This window comes from Mycobacterium sp. 1245801.1, from assembly GCF_001673055.1.
Lineage (GTDB): Bacteria > Actinomycetota > Actinomycetes > Mycobacteriales > Mycobacteriaceae > Mycobacterium > Mycobacterium europaeum_A.
Map to the genome: position 1 here is coordinate 1 of NZ_LZKY01000158.1, position 17,567 is coordinate 17,567.

General features: G+C 67.3%; 17 protein-coding genes and 1 pseudogene. 8 read left to right on the forward strand and 10 right to left on the reverse strand.

Annotated features, from left to right (window positions below; genetic code table 11):
- Positions 1-53: 53 nt before the first annotated feature.
- Positions 54-950, reverse strand: a pseudogene (locus A5622_RS09655) (hypothetical protein); the annotation flags it as partial.
- Positions 951-1,680: 730 nt separating this feature from the next.
- On the opposite strand from A5622_RS09655, the gene ag85B reads away from it, so the two are divergent.
- From ag85B to A5622_RS09695, 8 genes are all read left to right on the forward strand, one after another.
- Positions 1,681-2,673: a diacylglycerol acyltransferase/mycolyltransferase Ag85B gene (gene ag85B / locus A5622_RS09660; RefSeq protein WP_066870705.1), complete on the forward strand. Its 993-nt coding sequence runs from the start codon at positions 1,681-1,683 to the stop codon at positions 2,671-2,673.
- Positions 2,674-2,696: 23 nt separating this feature from the next.
- Complete coding sequence (locus tag A5622_RS09665) at positions 2,697-3,272, forward strand: chorismate mutase (protein ID WP_369829232.1); 576 nt, start codon at positions 2,697-2,699, stop codon at positions 3,270-3,272.
- 105 nt (positions 3,273-3,377) lie between these two features.
- Positions 3,378-3,815, forward strand: a complete 438-nt coding sequence (gene rpfC / locus A5622_RS09670; RefSeq protein WP_066870708.1) for a resuscitation-promoting factor RpfC — start codon at positions 3,378-3,380, stop codon at positions 3,813-3,815.
- Between the two features lie 35 nt (positions 3,816-3,850).
- Positions 3,851-4,327: an SRPBCC family protein gene (locus tag A5622_RS09675; protein ID WP_197507983.1), complete on the forward strand. Its 477-nt coding sequence runs from the start codon at positions 3,851-3,853 to the stop codon at positions 4,325-4,327.
- Positions 4,328-4,332: 5 nt separating this feature from the next.
- Entirely contained in the window at positions 4,333-5,166 is an 834-nt protein-coding gene (locus A5622_RS09680) for an SDR family oxidoreductase (RefSeq protein ID WP_066878144.1), read from the forward strand.
- A 12-nt stretch (positions 5,167-5,178) separates the two neighbouring features.
- Entirely contained in the window at positions 5,179-5,601 is a 423-nt protein-coding gene (locus tag A5622_RS09685; protein ID WP_066878146.1) for a lipoprotein LpqH, read from the forward strand.
- 57 nt (positions 5,602-5,658) lie between these two features.
- Positions 5,659-6,981: a cytochrome P450 gene (locus tag A5622_RS09690; protein ID WP_066878149.1), complete on the forward strand. Its 1,323-nt coding sequence runs from the start codon at positions 5,659-5,661 to the stop codon at positions 6,979-6,981.
- 47 nt (positions 6,982-7,028) lie between these two features.
- Positions 7,029-7,472 (forward strand): nuclear transport factor 2 family protein, encoded by a 444-nt coding sequence (locus tag A5622_RS09695; protein ID WP_066878151.1) that lies wholly within the window; start codon positions 7,029-7,031, stop codon positions 7,470-7,472.
- Positions 7,473-7,536: 64 nt separating this feature from the next.
- On the opposite strand, the gene A5622_RS09700 is transcribed toward A5622_RS09695, so the two are convergent.
- The 9 genes from A5622_RS09700 to A5622_RS09735 form a co-directional block, all read right to left on the reverse strand.
- Positions 7,537-7,971, reverse strand: coding sequence for an SRPBCC family protein (locus tag A5622_RS09700; protein WP_066870735.1), 435 nt, complete (start codon positions 7,969-7,971; stop codon positions 7,537-7,539).
- Positions 7,971-8,804: a lysophospholipid acyltransferase family protein gene (locus A5622_RS09705; protein WP_066870792.1), complete on the reverse strand. Its 834-nt coding sequence runs from the start codon at positions 8,802-8,804 to the stop codon at positions 7,971-7,973. Before A5622_RS09705 ends, A5622_RS09700 begins: the two co-directional genes overlap by 1 nt.
- 141 nt (positions 8,805-8,945) lie before the next feature.
- Positions 8,946-9,200 (reverse strand): DUF3761 domain-containing protein, encoded by a 255-nt coding sequence (locus A5622_RS30595; protein ID WP_082972107.1) that lies wholly within the window; start codon positions 9,198-9,200, stop codon positions 8,946-8,948.
- 135 nt (positions 9,201-9,335) lie between these two features.
- A complete protein-coding gene (locus tag A5622_RS09710) occupies positions 9,336-11,294 on the reverse strand; it encodes an adenylate/guanylate cyclase domain-containing protein (protein ID WP_156752907.1) in 1,959 nt (652 codons plus the stop codon).
- A gap of 92 nt (positions 11,295-11,386) precedes the next feature.
- Positions 11,387-12,520, reverse strand: coding sequence for an amidohydrolase family protein (locus tag A5622_RS09715; RefSeq protein WP_066878155.1), 1,134 nt, complete (start codon positions 12,518-12,520; stop codon positions 11,387-11,389).
- A gap of 9 nt (positions 12,521-12,529) precedes the next feature.
- The gene (locus A5622_RS09720; protein WP_066878157.1) at positions 12,530-13,882 is read right to left on the reverse strand and encodes a glutamine synthetase family protein; all 1,353 of its coding nucleotides are present in this window, start codon (positions 13,880-13,882) and stop codon (positions 12,530-12,532) included.
- A gap of 57 nt (positions 13,883-13,939) precedes the next feature.
- Positions 13,940-14,821: a TIGR03854 family LLM class F420-dependent oxidoreductase gene (locus A5622_RS09725; RefSeq protein ID WP_066878159.1), complete on the reverse strand. Its 882-nt coding sequence runs from the start codon at positions 14,819-14,821 to the stop codon at positions 13,940-13,942.
- A gap of 101 nt (positions 14,822-14,922) precedes the next feature.
- Positions 14,923-15,417: a carboxymuconolactone decarboxylase family protein gene (locus A5622_RS09730; protein ID WP_066870794.1), complete on the reverse strand. Its 495-nt coding sequence runs from the start codon at positions 15,415-15,417 to the stop codon at positions 14,923-14,925.
- A gap of 65 nt (positions 15,418-15,482) precedes the next feature.
- Positions 15,483-17,552, reverse strand: coding sequence for an MDR family MFS transporter (locus tag A5622_RS09735; RefSeq protein ID WP_066878161.1), 2,070 nt, complete (start codon positions 17,550-17,552; stop codon positions 15,483-15,485).
- Positions 17,553-17,567: the final 15 nt, after the last annotated feature.

Consider the following 17,567-nt stretch of genomic DNA (forward strand, 5'->3'; position numbering starts at 1 on the left):
GGTGGGCGGCCACAGCGACATCGCCGCCCTCACCTTGCAGCTCGAAACGACTTTGCCGGTACCGGTTTTCGTGCAATCGATGGCCCAGGTGACGATCGCGCGCCGGCGGCGCTGGCCGGCCCCACGTGGATCCCCACCGCGAGTGATACCGACCCGACGAAGGTGATGGCACCGGCCGCCAACGCGGTCATGGCCCCGGCGTAGGACAACTGCCGCTTCTGAGTGGGCGCCGGAACGGGTTCGCCGATGTGCTCGACCAGCTGGTCGTCGGTGAATTCGGTGCTTGCAGCCGCCGACAGCGCCGCGCCGCGCGCGATCGTCACCTGGGCCATCGATTGCACGAAAACCGGTACCGGCAAAGTCGTTTCGAGCTGCCAGGAGAGGCCGTCGATGTCGCTGTGGCCGCCCACCACGACGACGCCGCCGGGCTGCCATCCGTTGCGCTCGAACATGCCGGTCAGCCAGCGGGTCAGGCCGTCGAAGCCGCCCCGCACGTGCTTGGTGGCCGTCTGGGTCTCACCGTCGTGCGTGTCGACCATGACCACGGTCGTCGAGTCCTGGTCGAGGATGCAGACGGCGGTCTGCTCGTAGCCGATGACCGGCGCGATGGCCCGAGCCAACGTCTCGATGGCTTCGAGGAACCGGATCGGCACGACGTTGTCGAATCCCGCGTCGGTCAAGGCCTCCAAGACCAGCGCGGCCTGTGCGGATGCTTCGTCGTTCCAGGTCACTCCGATGACACGCAGCCGGCGATCGCTCGCGGCCGCCTCGGTGTCGACCCGCAATACCTCGTCCACCACTTGTTCTGCGGTGCCCACGGCGCGCACACCGTGGCCCGCGCGCAACACCAGCTCTTGGTGATCGAGGATGGTGCCGTCGGCGCCATGTCCTTCGGCGAGGACCCAACCAACGGCGGTCGGCGTCACTGACAGGCCAAGAACCGTGTCCAAATCTATGCCCCAATCGGTCCCGCGTCCGACGCCCTCAGCCGCATCTACGCGCACCATGAAGCCGCGGGCGCGGTGATTCGAGAGAGCCGGAACAGACGCGGGATAGCGTGGTCTTCATCGGCTTGCTTCGAGAGCAGCCTACGCGGTCGGCGCAAGTCCGGCTGCCCCGGTCGGGCATGACCGCGGAATCGCCAGATGAAAGGGCGGCGCGGTGAAACGGAGCTGGGCCGCAGGCGGGTTCGCCGCTTCAGCCGGTTGCCGCCGGTTGCAGAGCTCCGACGAGGTGAGGGCCGCGAGGGCCGCGAGGGCCGTAGTGCGGGGGGCCTCTGGGTCGCCAAACCAGGCTTTATCGGCCGCGCAAATTAAATGCCCCGCACCGCGCGACCGTGGCGCCGTCAAACGATCAAACTGCCGACGCGCGGCGCGCCGGTGGCGATCAGCGAATCCGGTCCGGGCTTCATTTCGGGGGATTCTCAAGCGTGGGGCATCGCGAGAGCTCGACTCGACGTAAACCCGCTGCGGCCTGGCGTTTTCTCACCCGGTGTGTGGGGCGGTCATACAGCGGGTACGCGGGGCCCGACGCCGCCCGGTTGCGCCGGGTGGCGAAATTGTGAAGTGAAAAGCGATGCCGAAACGAGACGCGTTCGCGTCCCAATCGACATTTGACGGACTCACACGGTAAATTCCTGTGAGACCACGATCACACTGATCACATCGACAAGGGGCAGGTATGACAGATCTGAGCGAGAAGGTCCGGGCCTGGGGGCGCCGGCTTTTGGTCGGCACAGCGGCGGCAGCCACACTGCCGGGCCTGATCGGTCTTGCCGGCGGCGCTCCAACCGCGAATGCGTTTTCGCGGCCGGGCCTGCCAGTCGAGTACCTGCAGGTGCCGTCCGCCGGCATGGGCCGCAACATCAAGGTCCAGTTCCAAAGCGGCGGCAGCGGCTCCCCCGCGGTCTATCTGCTGGACGGTCTGCGGGCCCAAGACGACTACAACGGCTGGGACATCAACACCCCTGCGTTCGAGTGGTACTACCAGTCGGGCCTGTCGATCGTCATGCCGGTCGGTGGTCAATCCAGCTTCTACAGCGACTGGTACAACCAGGCCTGTGGTAAGGCCGGTTGCCAGACGTACAAGTGGGAGACCTTCCTCACCAGCGAGCTGCCGCAGTACCTGCAGTCCAACAAGAGTGTGAAGCCGAACGGAAGTGCGGCGGTCGGCATCTCGATGGCCGGTTCGTCGGCGATGATCCTGGCCGCCTACCACCCGGCCCAGTTCATCTACGCCGGCTCGCTGTCGGCGCTGCTGGACCCGTCGCAGGGAATGGGGCCGAGCCTGATCGGTCTGGCGATGGGTGACGCCGGTGGCTATAAGGCCAACGACATGTGGGGTCCGTCGAGCGACCCGGCGTGGGCGCGCAACGACCCGACCCTGCAGATCCCGAAGCTGGTCGGCAACAACACCCGGCTTTGGGTGTACTGCGGTAACGGCACGCCGTCCGAGCTCGGCGGGGCCAACATGCCGGCCGAGTTCCTGGAGAACTTCGTGCGCAGCAGCAACCTGAAGTTCCAGGACGCCTACAACGGCGCCGGCGGCCACAACGCGGTGTGGAACTTCAACGCCAACGGAACGCACAGCTGGGAGTACTGGGGAGCCCAGCTCAACGCCATGAAGCCCGACCTGCAGGGCACTCTGGGCGCTTCGCCTGGCGGCGGCGGATAACCCAACCGCCCGCTCGGTCACTACTGCGCCTGACGTCTCCGTCAGGCGCAGTAGTGCGTTGGGGGATCGCGGTCGTGAGCCTGGCGATGCTGGTGGCGCCCGCCCGGGCCGACACCGTGAGTCCGCTCACCCCGTTGGTCGACGCCGCCGCGCAACGGCTGCAGATCGCCGACCCGGTCGCCGCCTACAAGTGGCACCAGCACGGCGCCATCGAAGATCCGGCGCGCGTCCAGCAGGAACTGGCCAGGCTGGGTGACGAGGCCGTCGCCCAACACATCGACCGCGATTACGTCACCCGGGTGTTCGGAGACCAGATCAGCGCCACCGAGGCCGTCGAATACGGCCGGTTCGCAGACTGGAAGCTGAATCCGGGAAGCGCTCCGCCCGACGCACCGGACCTGTCGTCGTCGCGGTCGGCGATCGACGCCCTCAACCAGACGATGCTGACCCAGCTGTCGGGCAACTGGGGCGTGCTGCATTCGCCGGAATGTGGCGCCCAACTCGACGCCGCGCGAAGCGGCGTCACCCGCGGGCGGCAGCTCGACGACCTGTACCAAAAGGCCCTGTCATCAGCGACGCAGTCGTATTGCCAGCAATAACTTAATTTTTCCTCACCGATTTCTAACGGTCCGATTTGGCCCGCCGATAAGGCGGTTTCCGCAGATAGATGGCATATCTCGCGCCATTTTCGAATAGGTAACGCTTTGGCCACACGCGCCGAAATCCCGGACATGAAGAATCTCTGCAAGCTTCTCGTCAAGTCCGTAGTGGTCGGCGGGGTCGTTGCAGCGTCGATGGCTTCGTCCACGGGTGTGGTGAGCGCAGACCCCGCTCCCAACTGGGACGCGATCGCCCAATGCGAATCCGGGGGCAACTGGCACGCCAACACCGGAAACGGGAATTACGGTGGACTGCAATTCAAACCAGCCACCTGGGCGCGTTACGGCGGTGTCGGCAACCCGGCCGCCGCGTCCCGAGAGCAGCAAATCGCTGTGGCCAACCGGGTTTTCGCCGAGGAGGGTGTGGAGGCCTGGCCAAAGTGCGGCGCGCAATCCGGCCTGCCGATCGGTTGGTACTCGCACCCGGCCCAGGGCATCAAGCAGATCATCAACGGGCTGATTCAGGCGGCCGTCCCGCACTGATGAAACGCACCTGCGCTCTATGACCGGGCGCCACGCTGTGTTTGGATCAGCCCATGGAAGGTTCGGCGACTGTTCACATGGCGGCGCCTGCGGCCAAGATCTGGGATCTCATCGCGGACATCCGCAACACCGGAAAGTTTTCCCCGGAAGTCTTTGAAGCCGAGTGGCTCGGCGATGCAACCGGCCCCGCCCTGGGTGCCAAATTCCGCGGTCACGTCCGGCGCAATGAGATGGGGCCGGTGTATTGGACAACGTGCAAGGTCACCGCCTGCCAACCGGGCCGCGAATTCGGCTTCACAGTGCTCCTCGGTGACAGGCCCGTCAACAACTGGCATTACCGCCTGGCGCCCAGTGGCGGCGGCGGGACCGACGTCACCGAGTCGTTTCGGCTCAACCCGGCGCCGTGGCTCGCCTTCTACTGGTTGTTCGGCGGCTTTTTGCGCAAGCGCCGCAACATCCGCGACATGACCAAGACGCTGAACCGCATCAAAGACGTGGTCGAGGCGGACTGACGCCCGTGAAATCCGTCTTCATCACCGGTGCGGGCAGCGGCATGGGTCGCGAGGGCGCAAAGTTGTTCCACGCCAAGGGCTGGCGCGTCGGCGCGGTCGACCGCAACGAAGACGGCCTGGCGACACTGAACGACGAACTCGGCGGCGATCGACTGTGGACCCGCGCCGTCGACGTGACGGACAAGGCGGCCCTCGAGAATGCCCTGGCCGATTTCTGCGCCGGCAACAGCGGCGGCGGACTGGACATGATGTGGAACAACGCCGGCATCGGTGAATCCGGCTGGTTCGAGGACGTGCCCTATGACGCCGCGATGCGTGTCGTCGACGTGAACTTCAAGGCGGTACTGACGGGCGCGTACGCTTCGCTGCCCTACCTCAAGAAGACCCCGGGCAGCCTGATGTTCTCCACGTCGTCGTCCTCGGGGACCTACGGCATGCCGCGCCTGGCCGTCTACTCGTCGACCAAGCATGCGGTCAAAGGTCTGACCGAGGCGCTGAGCGTGGAGTGGCAGCGCCACGGCGTGCGCGTCGCCGACGTGCTGCCCGGGCTCATCGACACCGCCATCTTGACGACCACGACCAATCACTCCGACGACGGGCGCGCACCCATGACGGCGGAGCAATTGCGGGCCACCGCACCCAAGAAGGGCATGCTCCGGTTGATGCCGGCAAGCAGCGTGGCCGAGACGGCGTGGCAGGCCTATCACCATCCGAAGCGGTTGCACTGGTATGTGCCCAAGAGCATCCGCCTGATCGACTTTTTCAAGGGCGTGAGCCCGGAATTCGTGCGACGCAGCATCGTCAAGTCCCTACCCGCGCTAGCGCCGAAGCGGCAGTAAGGAGGTCGGCTGGTGGAAAACCGTTTGCTCACAGTCGCTTTGGTTTCGGCGGCGGTCGTCGTCAGTGTCGCGGGATGCAGCGCGGCGCCGACGACGCCCCGTCGGGCCGCGCGGCTGACCATCGACGGCGCCACGCACACGACGCGTCCCCCGGCGTGCCGGCAAGACCAGATGTACCGCACCATCAACATCCCCGACCGCGACGGTGGGGTCGAAGCCGTGGTGCTGCTCAGCGGCTACCGGGTGATGCCGCAGTGGGTCAAGATTCGCAATGTCGACGGATTCAGCGGCAGCTTCTGGCAAGGCGGGGTGGGCGACGCGCACGTCGAACTCAACAACGACGCCTACACCATCACCGGCAGCGCCTACGGCATCAACAGCAGCAACCCCAACAAAGTGGTGACCACCGACTTCAAAATCGTCGCCGAGTGCTGACTCCACAGCTGGTCGGGGCCTAGGCTCGAAACGACGCCTGATCGAGGGAGGGGGCCGGTGAAGGAACGGTTGCACTGGTTCGCGATGCATGGCTTCATCCGGGGCGCCGCGGCCCTCGGAGCCCGGCGAGGCGACGTCCAGGCCAGGCTGATCGCCGATCCGGCGGTGGCCGCCGACCCGGTCGCCTACTACGACGAAGTCCGTGCCCGGGGCAAGCTGGTGAAGGGCCGCGTGGCGTATCTGACGGCCGATCACGCGCTGGCGCATGAACTGCTGCGGTCCGACGATTTTCGGGTGCTGATCTTCGGATCGAATCTGCCGGCGCCGCTGCGATGGGTGGAGCGCCGCACCCGCGACGGCCTGCTGCATCCACTGCGTGCGCCATCGTTGTTGGCCGTCGAACCGCCCGATCACACCCGTTACCGCAAGACGGTGTCGGCGGTGTTCACCCCCAGAGCCGTTGCCGCCCTGCGGGATCGGGTCGAGCAGACGGCCGCCGAGCTGTTGGATCGGCTGGCCGGTGAGTCCGGCGTGGTGGACATCGTCGGACGGTACTGCTCGCAGCTTCCGGTGGCGATCATCAGCGACATTCTCGGCGTGCCCGAGTCGGAGCGCCCGCGCGTCCTCGAATTCGGCGAACTGGCCGCACCGAGCCTCGACATCGGCTTGCCATGGCGGCAATACCGCAGCGTGCAGGACGGGATCGCCGGCTTCAGCGCCTGGCTCGCCGAGCACCTGCAGCGGCTACGCCTGGATCCCAGCGACAATCTGATGAGCCAGCTGATCCAGACGGCCGAAAGTGGTTCTGCGGAAACCTATCTCGACGAGAAGGAGCTTCAGGCGATCGCCGGGCTGGTGTTAGCCGCCGGCTTCGAGACTACGGTCAACCTGCTCGGCAATGGGATCCGGATGTTGATGGACGCGCCGGAGCATCTGGACACCCTGCGCCGACGTCCCGAACTGTGGCCCAACGCCGTCGAAGAGATCCTGCGGCTGGAATCGCCGGTGCAGCTGACCGCGCGGATGGCGCGGGGCGACGTCGAGATAGCCGGCCGGCAGTTACACCGTGGCGATCTGGTGCTGGTGTATCTGGCCGCCGCCAACCGGGATCCATCGGTTTTTCCCGACCCGCACCGCTTCGACATCGAAAGGGACAACGCCGGACGGCATCTCGCCTTCTCCGGTGGCCGGCACTTCTGCCTGGGCGCGGCCCTTGCCCGGGCCGAGGGCGAAGTCGGACTGCGCACATTTTTCGACCGTTTTCCCGAGGTGCGCGCGGCGGGCGCCGGAAGCAGGCGCGAGACCCGGGTGCTGCGCGGATGGTCGTCGTTGCCGGTGGCTCTGGGGCCGTACGTACGCGAGTACGACCGAACCGGTTGACACCGGGGCGGCGACGAGGTTTATTTGCCGCTATGACAGAGGTTTCTATGATCGCGGTCGAGGACGTCGTACGTGGACTGTGGCAGGCGCTTTCGCGGCGAGATTGGGAAGCGATCAAGACCTTTTTGTCCGACGACTGCCTCTACGTCGACATGCCGGTCCCCGCACTGTCGGCGCGCGGTCCCGAGGGCATCGTGCAACGCCTCAGGATGGGACTCGAGCAGTTGGCCGGCTACGAGAACCACCCCGGCGTGCTGGTGTGCAACGGGTCCGACGTGCTCTACGAGCACTCCGAGACGTGGACTTTCGCGACAGGTGAGCAGGGTGTGCTGCGCTTCGTGACGGTCCACAAGGTCGTCGACGGCAAGATCACCGTCTGGAAAGACTATTGGGACATGAACAGCCTGGTGGCCTTCGCTCCCCCGAACCACTTCGAGGGCTTGGCGACCGGCGACACCAGTTGGATATTCGACGCCTCATCGCTGGTTTGACGAAGGCCGCTCCACGGCACCCCGACCGTCTGCCGCCCACGCCCGGTGGAACGCATGATGGCGGCTACGACTCGGCCAGTTTCCGGAGGCGTTTCAACGTTTCCGTCAGTGCGCGTCCCACCTGGCGCACGGCGATCCGATCGGCGATGTACCCGAGTATCCCCCCGGGCGCCTGATACGACAGCCGAAATGTCACCCGTGTGCAGCCGTCGCCTCTGTCACGCAACCGTATCCGCCCGCGCAGCGTCACGCCGGTAATTCCCACCCAGGCGAGGTCGCGGCCGTCGTCGAACTCGACCACCTCGATCACGCCGCCAACGGGTACGGAGCCGATCTTCCAATGGACGGTGTACCGCGCGCCGACGCCGGGTGGTTTGTCGTTCGACGACTCCCACCGCTCCAGGCTCGCCATGAACGACGGGTAACAGTCCGGGTCGCTGACGATTTTCCAGACGGCGGCACGGTCGGCGTTGATGACGCAACGGCGTTCGACGCGCATCAGCCGATCACCGGGAATCGTCGTTCGGCGGCCAGCCGGTCGACGCCCCCCTGCAGGGAGGCCATCACCTTGTCGTGCACCGCTTGATCGTCGCCGTCGACCTCGATCGGGTCTTGAACCTCGATCACGATCTTGGTGGGCAACGGGATGTGGCCCGCCAGGTCGCTGATGTTGAGTCCCCAGGGCAGCGCCAGCGATATCGGGACGCTCTTGAGCCGGAGCAACTTGTCGGCCATCAGCAACTTGGCCAGCCACTGCCCGCGATTGAGAAAGAGCGCGCTCTCCTGCCCACCGATGCTCGCGACGGGGACGATCGGCACCCCGGCCTCGCGGGCCAGCTTGACATAGCCCATGCGCCCGCCGAAGTCGACCTTGTGACGTTCCCAGGAGGGCCGGAACACCTCGTAGTCGCCACCGGGATAGACCAGCAGTGCTGCGCCGGAATCCAGCGCTAGACGGGCATTTTCGGGGTTGGCGGCGACGGTGCCGAATTTGCGCAACCAGCCGAGCGGCGGCGCGGACACGACGAGGTTGTGGGCCAACTGGTAAAAGGGCCGCTCAACGCCGAAATACGAGCAGAAGGCGAGCGTGAACACGAAGGTGTCGGGCGGTACATTGCCGCCACTGTGGTTGCCCACCAGCAGCACCGGTCCCTCGGCCGGAATGCGGTCCAAGCCCCGCACGTCCGCCCTGAAATAGAACGACGCCAGCAACCAGGTTCCCGGCAGTTGATCGCGGATGTAATCCGGATCTCGCTGGTCAAGGTCGGCTTTGGGCACCCACGACACAACTTTGTCGCGAGCCCAATTCAAGACGTCCTTCGCGGTCGCCATGTCGGCACGCATACCCCGGCGTCACCGGGGGTCAAACGCCGCGATGCAACCGGCCGGGCACGAAGATAACCGGGCCGCCGCAACACCTGGGATGGTCACCCCTCGTGTTTTGACCATCCCAGTGTTGTTGGCAGCCGATGGCTACAAGTACCGCTGGACGCCTCCGTGACCGTGACAGGTCCCACTGGCATGGGGGTGTTCGCTGAAAGACCAACTCCCATCCGAGCACTGGGCCGTGGCACCCTGCGGTTGTGAGCCACCCTTTTGCGGATATGGCACGCAGTCACCAGAACTGGCGGTGTAGCAACCGCCGCTGGGTGACGCGTAGGCCGATGGCGCCACAGCGGCGGCGCCGAAGACGACGGCTGCGATGACAAACGCAGCACGGGACAACACGTGCCCAAACCTCCCTTGTCCATCATCAGGTTGGCGACGTTTGCCCGATTCGTCGATCGAAGCCTATGCGCCCGGACCGTTGCCCACAGGCGAATCTCTGAAAAATTTCCCGCTGTCGAGGCGACGGCAGCGCCGCTACTGCGCCAGTCCGTCCAGCACCCGGACCCGAACGGGATCGCGCTTGCCCTTGACGTCAACCCAGCCGAGCATCCGCACGCGTGCGAACTCACCAAGCGCGACCGCGGTATTGGGTCCGATGACCACTTGCCCCGGCTCAGCCAGGCCCTCCAGCCGTGCCGCCAGGTTCATGGTGTCGCCGATCGCGGTGAAGTTGCGTACTTGCTGCGCACCGACATTGCCCACCAGCGCGGGACCGGTATTGATTCCCACCCGAAAGCGCGGCCAGTCGTCGCGTCCGGCCGCCGCCTGCTCGACGGCGGCATGCAGTGCGAGTCCGGTGCGCGCGGCGCGCACCGCGTGATCAGGTTGGCGCACAGGGGCATTCCAAATCGCCACCACCGCATCACCGGCAAAGGGCAGGACGGTACCGCCGGCTTCGAGGATGACCGGAACGATCGCGCCGTAGTAGGCATTGAGCATGCCGACCACCTGCTGCGGACTGGTCGCCTCGGTGAACGCGGTGAAGCCGTGCAGGTCGGCCATCAGCACCGTGATGTCGGTGATCGCACCGCCGAGGCCCGCCTGATCGGGATCGGCGAGCAGGGCCGTCGCGACCGTGGGTGACATGTAGCTACGGAACAGTCCATCGAGGTTCTGGTAAAGCCGGGCGTTCTCCAACGCGATCGAGGACTGCATGGCGAACGACCACAGCAGGGCGCTGTCGGCATCGGAGAAGGCGCCATCCGGTGCACGCGCCTCGATCACGCCCGCGACCTGGCCCTTCACCATCAGCGGCAGCTCGAGGACGGTGCCCTGCGGTGCGGTCGACTCCGACCCGTCGGCCGCGCCGTCGTCGAAGTAGAGCTCGCCGGCACGCACCCGAGCCAGCCGGAAATGGTTGCCCGGGAACGCGTCGGAGAGGGCGACCAGCACCCGATTGAGCAGGGCGTCCTCGTCCTGAATGACGCTGGATTCCTGGCCCAGCGCGACGAGTTCGCCGAGCTTGCGCACGCGTTCGCGTTCGGCGCCCAGGGCTTCCGCGCCGCGTTTGAGGACCGCCACCTGCTGCTCGGTGAGTTCGAACCGGTCGGCGAGGGCGGCGGCGGCAGCGCCGGGCGGAACCTGCTCGCCCCGCTCCCGGCGTTGCAACATGTCGACCATCGTCTCCAATGCCGCCGTGTAATCGCGGCGCAGGCCGGCGATGGTCTGTTGGGTGGCGAGTGCGTCGAAAAGACCTCTGACGGTGCCTTCGCGGCGGAACTGGACCCGCGCGCTGTAGGCGATGAAGCAGAAGGCCATCGTCATCAGCACGTGCCACAGCCACCAGGAGGCATGCCAGCTCATCCCGAACGCGAGGGCCACCGCCGCCTCGGACAGCAACGTGAACGCGGTCAGCACCGAGATCACGACCACCGCGGGACGGCGCCGGTAGACCGGCAGGTAGGCAAGCGCGGCGAGGGCGAACAGTGCGGCGCCGACCAGCGCGCAGGCCTGTTCCACGCGTTGCACCAGCTCCTGGTTCGGCAGCCGGTCGAGCAGTCCGAACAGGACGGTCACCGCGCAGGCCGCCATCAGCGCTCCCACCGTCACCGCCAGGGCGGGGCGCATCGACCAGAGGCGGGCGCTCCTGGCCGGGTCGAAGGTGATCGACGAGGCCAGCGCCACGAGCCCGGCCAGCACCAGGCCCACTCGGGTCGGCAACATGAAGTCCGCATCGGAGGTGTCGAACAGGACCCCCGGCGTGAAGACGGCGTGCACGCCGAAAAAGCCGGCGGTCGTCATGAATACGAGCGACACCAGCCAGAGCCGGGCGTCGTCGCGCGCGCGTGACGCCCGCGCGATCAGGGCGCCCAGCACGACGCTCACGGCCGAGGCGGTCAGCACCAAGATGAAATGGGCCACCCGGTTGTCCCATTCCAGGTCGACCTTGGGTATGCCCAGCAGCAGCCATAACGCGAGCATGGGCAGCGCCATGTGCATCACCCAGTTCGCCGTGCGCAGCCTCGATCCCCGGCGAACGCCCCGCGGCCTGCGTCGCCGGCAGTCGGCGGGCTTCGAACGGGCGATCACGGCCGGCCGCCGCGATGCGTCAGCCGGTAGATGCGGGCGGCGTTCTCGCGGGCGATGAGGTCGACCACCCGGATGGCGTCCGGTTCGCTCCACTCGCCGCGGTCCACAAATTCGCCGAGTACCCACTCCATGCCCCTGCGCCACAAGATCGCGCCGAGGAAATGCAGCTCCGGCGGACCGAATCCGTCCGACGAATAGAGGATCTTGGAAAACGGCGCCATTTCCAGCAGACGCGCAAGGAACGCCGGTGACCGCGCCCCCAGGTAATTGACGCTCAACCCGCCATCGACATAGACGTTGTTGAACGCCTGGGCCAGATAGCCGGCCTCGCGCTCGTAGGGGTAGCAGTGCAACAGCACGATCGGCACGTCTTTCGTGCTGCGCAGGAAGTCAAGCAGCAGCAGCGGATTGGCCTGGTGCAGATCGCAATCGCGGTCGCCGAACCCGACGTGGAACTGCAGTGGCTTGCCCAGTCGCAGTGCCTGGTGCAACCCGAACCGCAGCAGCACCCTGTCTTGTAACCGGGTACCGCCGCGGTCGCGCCAGCGGCTCGCGGCTTCGGCGACCTCGGCCGGCGACGGAGCGCTGAGGTCGCCCTCGAACCCGCCCCGGTACGCCAGAATCGACTTGGTGCCGACCGCGCCGGCCGCGCGCCGGTGCAAGATCTCCCCGAACGCCGCCGCGTAGTCGCCGCGGGCTTGCGCCGCCTGCTCGGCCACCTCCTCGAGCCGCACCACCTCGCGCGCATCACCGCCGGACAGCCGGGCCATATCCGCGACTCCGGCGACACCGCCACCACCGATCCCGGTATCCACCAGCCACTCGCTCACCCCGGCGGCCGACAAGAACAGCCGCGCCAAGTCATGCTCGTCGAACTGGCTACGGCGCTCCCAATACTCTTGCGGGTCAACGTGTTTGGACAAACCCAGGACGGGAGCGCAATGGGCGCGCACCGCGAACCCGAGTTGAGAGTCGAAACCCGGATGGGTAATGGGTTCGCTGTTGGCCTCGTTGAGCGCGTTCTCGAATCGCGGCCGGTCTGCCGGCGCCAACCAGCATCCGTGGACATGCTGATCAATCAGCGCCAGACCGCCGATGTGCTGGGCCAGGGCGCGAGTGTCGGAGACCATGACCGGCCGTCACAGGCTCCAGGCCATGCGGAATTTGTCCGCCAACTGCTCGGGCGCCAGGTCGCCGTAGCGCTCCCGCTCCAGGCGGCGCACCGCGACCACCATGTCGACGGCCGGATCGCCCAGGATGCGGCGCATCACCTCCGAACCGTCAAGCGCCGCAATCGCTTCGGCCTGCGAATCGGTCAGCCGCACGATACCGTCGCGCACCCGGTCGGATTCGGGCACGGTGGCCGGGTCGATCGTGACCTCCGGTGGCAGCGTCGTCTGGCACTTGATCCCGTCCAACGCCAGGCCGAGGATGGCCGCCGACGCCAGATACGGGTTCGCGGAAGGGTCGACGATCTTGACCTCCACGTTGCCGCCGCGCGGGGTGCCGGGCCCGCCGGTGACGAACCGCACTGCGGCCTCCCGGTTTTCGGTACCCCAGCAGGCGTAGGCGCCGGCCCAGTTGCCCGGCCGCAACCGCAAGCCGGACACGATCGACCCGCACAGGACGCCTTGAGCTTCCGGCAGTCCGTGCACCAGACCCGCGACCGCGCTCTCCCCCGCGGCCGTCATGCCCTGGCTCGCGTCGCCGCCGCAGAACAGCGGGCCTTCCGGCGTCGACAGTGAGAAGTGCTGATGTGCACCGGATCCCGCGCCCTCGACGAAGGGCGCGGGCGACAGGCTGATCCGCAGCCCGTGCCGACGCGCCGCGCGCCCGATGATCAGCCGCATCAGTATCAGCTGATCGGCGGCGGCCACCGGGGCCTGCGGCGAGAGCGAGATCTCGAACTGGTTGGCGCCGTATTCGGGGTGGAACTGTTCGATCGCGATGCCGGCCCCCGTCGCCGACCCGATCACATCGCGAACGAACGCCTCGTGTTCGAGCACACCGGCCAGGCCGTACTGCGCCCACAAGGTCGACGGCAGCCGGGCGCCGTCCGGGCCGACCAACAGAAATTCGATTTCGTGCCCGACCGCGGCCTCGATGCCGGCTTCGGCGAGCGCCGCCTCGACGCGCCGCAGCGTGCCACGGCTGCAGGTCGGCACCGGGGTGCCGTCCTGCTCGAAAAATGCGGCGGGCGCCCACGCCAGCCCGTCACCCACAATGCGCAACGCCGACAGATCGATCCGGAGGCGCTGGTCCCCCACCACGCCCGCATCGGCGGTGAAGGCGATCCCGGTCTGATCGATGGCGAACGCATGCCAGGACGGGCTGGCCCCCAGGCCGGGATCCGCGAACGTGTCGGTCCGCCGGATCGGGACCGTCTTGGCCAAGGTGAGCCCGGCCGGATTCACCACCGTGCCGATGACCGTGTCGACGCCCTCGGCCTCCAGCTGCGCGATCGCTGCGGCGGCGAGCGGTGTGCCGGTCATGGCAGCCATTCTCCCCACCTCGCACCGACCCGGACGGCTAACGGCGTCACCGCACGCTCAGTTCTGCCGGCCGACGAGTTCGGTGACGAAGCGATCGAGGAAACCGTCCCCGGGTGCCTTGCCCACCGGCCGGATGACGAATTTCGTCAGGCCCGCCTCGAGGTAGGCGTCCAGCTGCCGGTGCAGCCGATCCCACCCGGCGGCGACGAGCTCGCCGGGGTCCCGGTCCGGGCGACGCCGGTGCACGGCCGCGGCCAACTCCGCGGGCAATTCCCCGTCGGCTACGGCCAGGGAGATGCCGAAGTGGTCTGGCTCGATGCTGCGGCCGGCGTGCGCGGCGGCTCGCTCGATCGCCTCGCGCCCGGCCCGCGCCTCGGCGGGGGTGAGGAAACTGCCCAGCCAGCCGTCGCCGAGCGCGCCGATGCGCCGAAACGCGGCCGGCGCCGAGCCGCCCACCCAAATATCAAGCGGCGGTGATGGTTTCGGTGCGACGGCCACGTCGGTGACGCTGAAATATTGGCCGGTGAACGTCGTCGAATCCTCCACCAGCGCCGCGCGCAACAGCCGCAGCGACTCGTCGAACACCGCCGCGCGCTCGCCGTCGGGGACCACGAAGACCTCGCGTTCGGCCGGTATCGCCGAACGCAAGCCGAACACGGGAAGAACCCGTTTGGGCGCGACGGCCGCCAGCGACGCCAACTGCTTTGCCACCAGCACCGGATGCCGGCCCGGAAGCACGGCCACCGAGGTCCCCACCTTCAACCGGGTCGTCCGGGACAGCGCGTACGCCATGCCGACCATCGGATCGACCGCCGGGGAGTACACCAGTTCGGAAAACCACAGCGAGTCCACCCCGGTCGCCTCGAGGTGATCCACGATGGCGGCCAGTTGATCCGGCGCGGTGTCGGCACCCAGGCCGACGCCGAAGCGAATCTTCACCGCCGCCTCCCTCCGAGCTCCCTCACCCACACCGCACATCGGCGGCGCGTCTTTTGTGCCCGCGCCGCGCGCCATCGCCGGATGGCCGGGCAACACGAAAACTAGCCGCGGCTGGGGATGGTCAGCTTGCAGGCTTGGCCGATGTCGAGGGTCCGCAGCACTCGGCCCATGCCGACCCACAGCGCGCAGGACAGTGCCAGGTCGGCCAGCAGTTCATCGGAGAAGTGTGCGGCGCACCGGCTCCAGAAGTCTTCGTCGTCGCGCAGCGCGGTGTGCTCGGTGGCGAAGCGGTCGGCGAACTCGGCGGCCAGCCGCTCCTGTTCGCTGTAGCCGGGCCAGGTGCGCCACTCGTGGACGTGGTCATAGAGCTCCTCGTCGACACCCGCCGCCGGTCCGTCTTCATCGCGGGTGTTGACGCAGACGACGCATTCGTTGCGGTGGGCGATCACCGCGCGGGCCAGTTCGCGGGTGCGGATCGGCAACCGGTTCTTGGTGTACACCGCCTGGCTGAAGCCGCCGAGCGCGCCGCCGATGTCCGGGGACTTCACAAACCAGCCGGCCAGGTCGTCGTCAGCAAAAGTTCCGATTCGGCTCATGGCGTGATGGTACGCCCGCGTCATCACCCGGGTTGGGGATGTCGGCGAATGCGTATCGACACCGGTTAGCGAGCGGCCGACGGGATTGCCACGGTCGGCTGTTCCTCATGCCAATCCCGTTGGGCCAGCACACGATGCGCGACGCGGTCCAGCGCCGCCTCCACCGCGCGGCGGTCCGGGCGACCCTCGAATCCCGGTGACCGGGCGAGCTTGTCGACCAGCCAGGCCAACAGCAGCGAGTGCACGTATGCGACCTGTTGTCCCCCGGCCGGGGTGAGCCACATCCGCTCGCCGTCGCGCTGCGCGTAACCCCCGGATACCAGGCGGGCGAAGGTGGGCTCGAGCACCTCGAACGGTATCCGGAGGTAGTCGGCCATGTCGGTGAGCCGGGCGGTGCCGTACATCTCGGTGTAGCGATTGATCCGCAAGACCCCCCACAGTCCGGCGACGTCGAGCCGGCAATCGGGTCGCATGGCGATGCTGCGCAGCCGCATGCCGGTCTCGCCGCGCAGCATCCGCGCGATCGCGTTCTCCAGCATCTGGTCGGGCGTCTCGGTGGTCGGCATGCCGAACGCGTCGCCGAGATCGATTGTGCTGTCGTGGATGTCGCGCAGCGGGATCTCGCGCAAGAACAGCGCCAGCACGAATCCGACCAGGGCGACCGGCGCCGCCCAGAAGAAGACCTGGGTGAGCGACTCGGCGTAGGCCGCCACGATCGGGGCGGCCACGTCGTGCGGTTGCCGGTGCAAAGCCCCGGGTGAACTGACCGCGCTGGGCGGCGCGCCGCTGGCCGCCAGGGCCGCACCGATGCGGCCGTTGAGGAAGTTCACGAACAGCGAGCCGAAAATGGCCGCGCCGAACGAACTTCCGATGGTCCGGAAAAACGTCACACCCGAGGTGGCGACGCCGAGGTCTTCGAAGTTCGACGTGTTCTGCACGATGAGGATCAGCACCTGCATGGACAATCCGATGCCGGCGCCGAGGATCACCAGGTAAAGAGACTGGATCAGGGCGGAGGTGGACGGCTGCATGCGCGACATCAGCAGGAAGGCCAACGCCATCAGCGCGGTGCCGGCCACCGGAAAGACCTTGTAGCGCCCGGTCCGGCCGACGATGGTGCCGCTGCCTGTCGAGGTGACCAGCATGCCGAGCACCATGGGCAGGGTGCGCAGGCCCGAGGTGGTCGCCGAAACCCCGTTGACGTACTGCATATAGGTCGGCAGGAAGGTCATCGCGCCCAGCATGGCGAAGCCCACCACGAAGGACAGCACGCAGCAGACGGTGAACACCGGGCTCCCGAACAACCGAATCGGCAAGATGGGTTCGGCCGCGCGCCGTTCCACCATCACGAACACGCCGAGCGCTATCGCGGCGCCGACGAACAGACCGATGATGGTCGGTGATCCCCACGGGTAGAGGGTGCCGCCCCAGCTGGTGGCCAGCGTCAGGCCCGCGGCGCCCAGGCCCACGAACGTGATGCCGGCGTAGTCGATGGCGGGCTTGGCGGACGCGGTCAGGGCGGGAATCGCCGCTGCGGCAACGAAGATGACCACGACCGAGATCGGCACGTTGACCCAGAACGCCCACCGCCAGGTCAGGTAGTCGGTGAAGTAGCCGCCGAGCAGCGGGCCGATGACCGTGGTGACGCCGAAGACCGCCCCGAGGATGCCCTGATATCGGCCCCGCTCGCGCAGGGGGACGACCTCGCCGATCAACGCGCTGGCCGTGACGGTGATGGCGCCACCGCCAATCCCTTGCAGTGCGCGCGCACCCACCAGCATTGCCATCGACTGGGCCAGTCCGCACAGTATCGAGCCGACGACGAAAAAGACTATGGCCGTTTGGAATACGCGTTTGCGGCCGAAGACGTCGCCGAGCTTACCCACCAGTGCCGTGACGATGGTCGATGCGAGCAGATAGCTGGTGACCACCCAGGACTGATGCCCGGCATCGCCCAGGTTGGCGACGATGGTCGGCAGCGCCGTCGCGACGATGGTCTGGTCCAGCGCCGCGAGCAGCATGCCGAGCACGATCGCGATGAAGATCAGATTGCGTCGTTGCGGGCTGATCAGCTCGCCGCTGGATGCGGCACCGGAAGCCGGGCGAGTTTGGGTCGCTGCCCTTGGGCTCGTCATACCTGGGCGACGTTA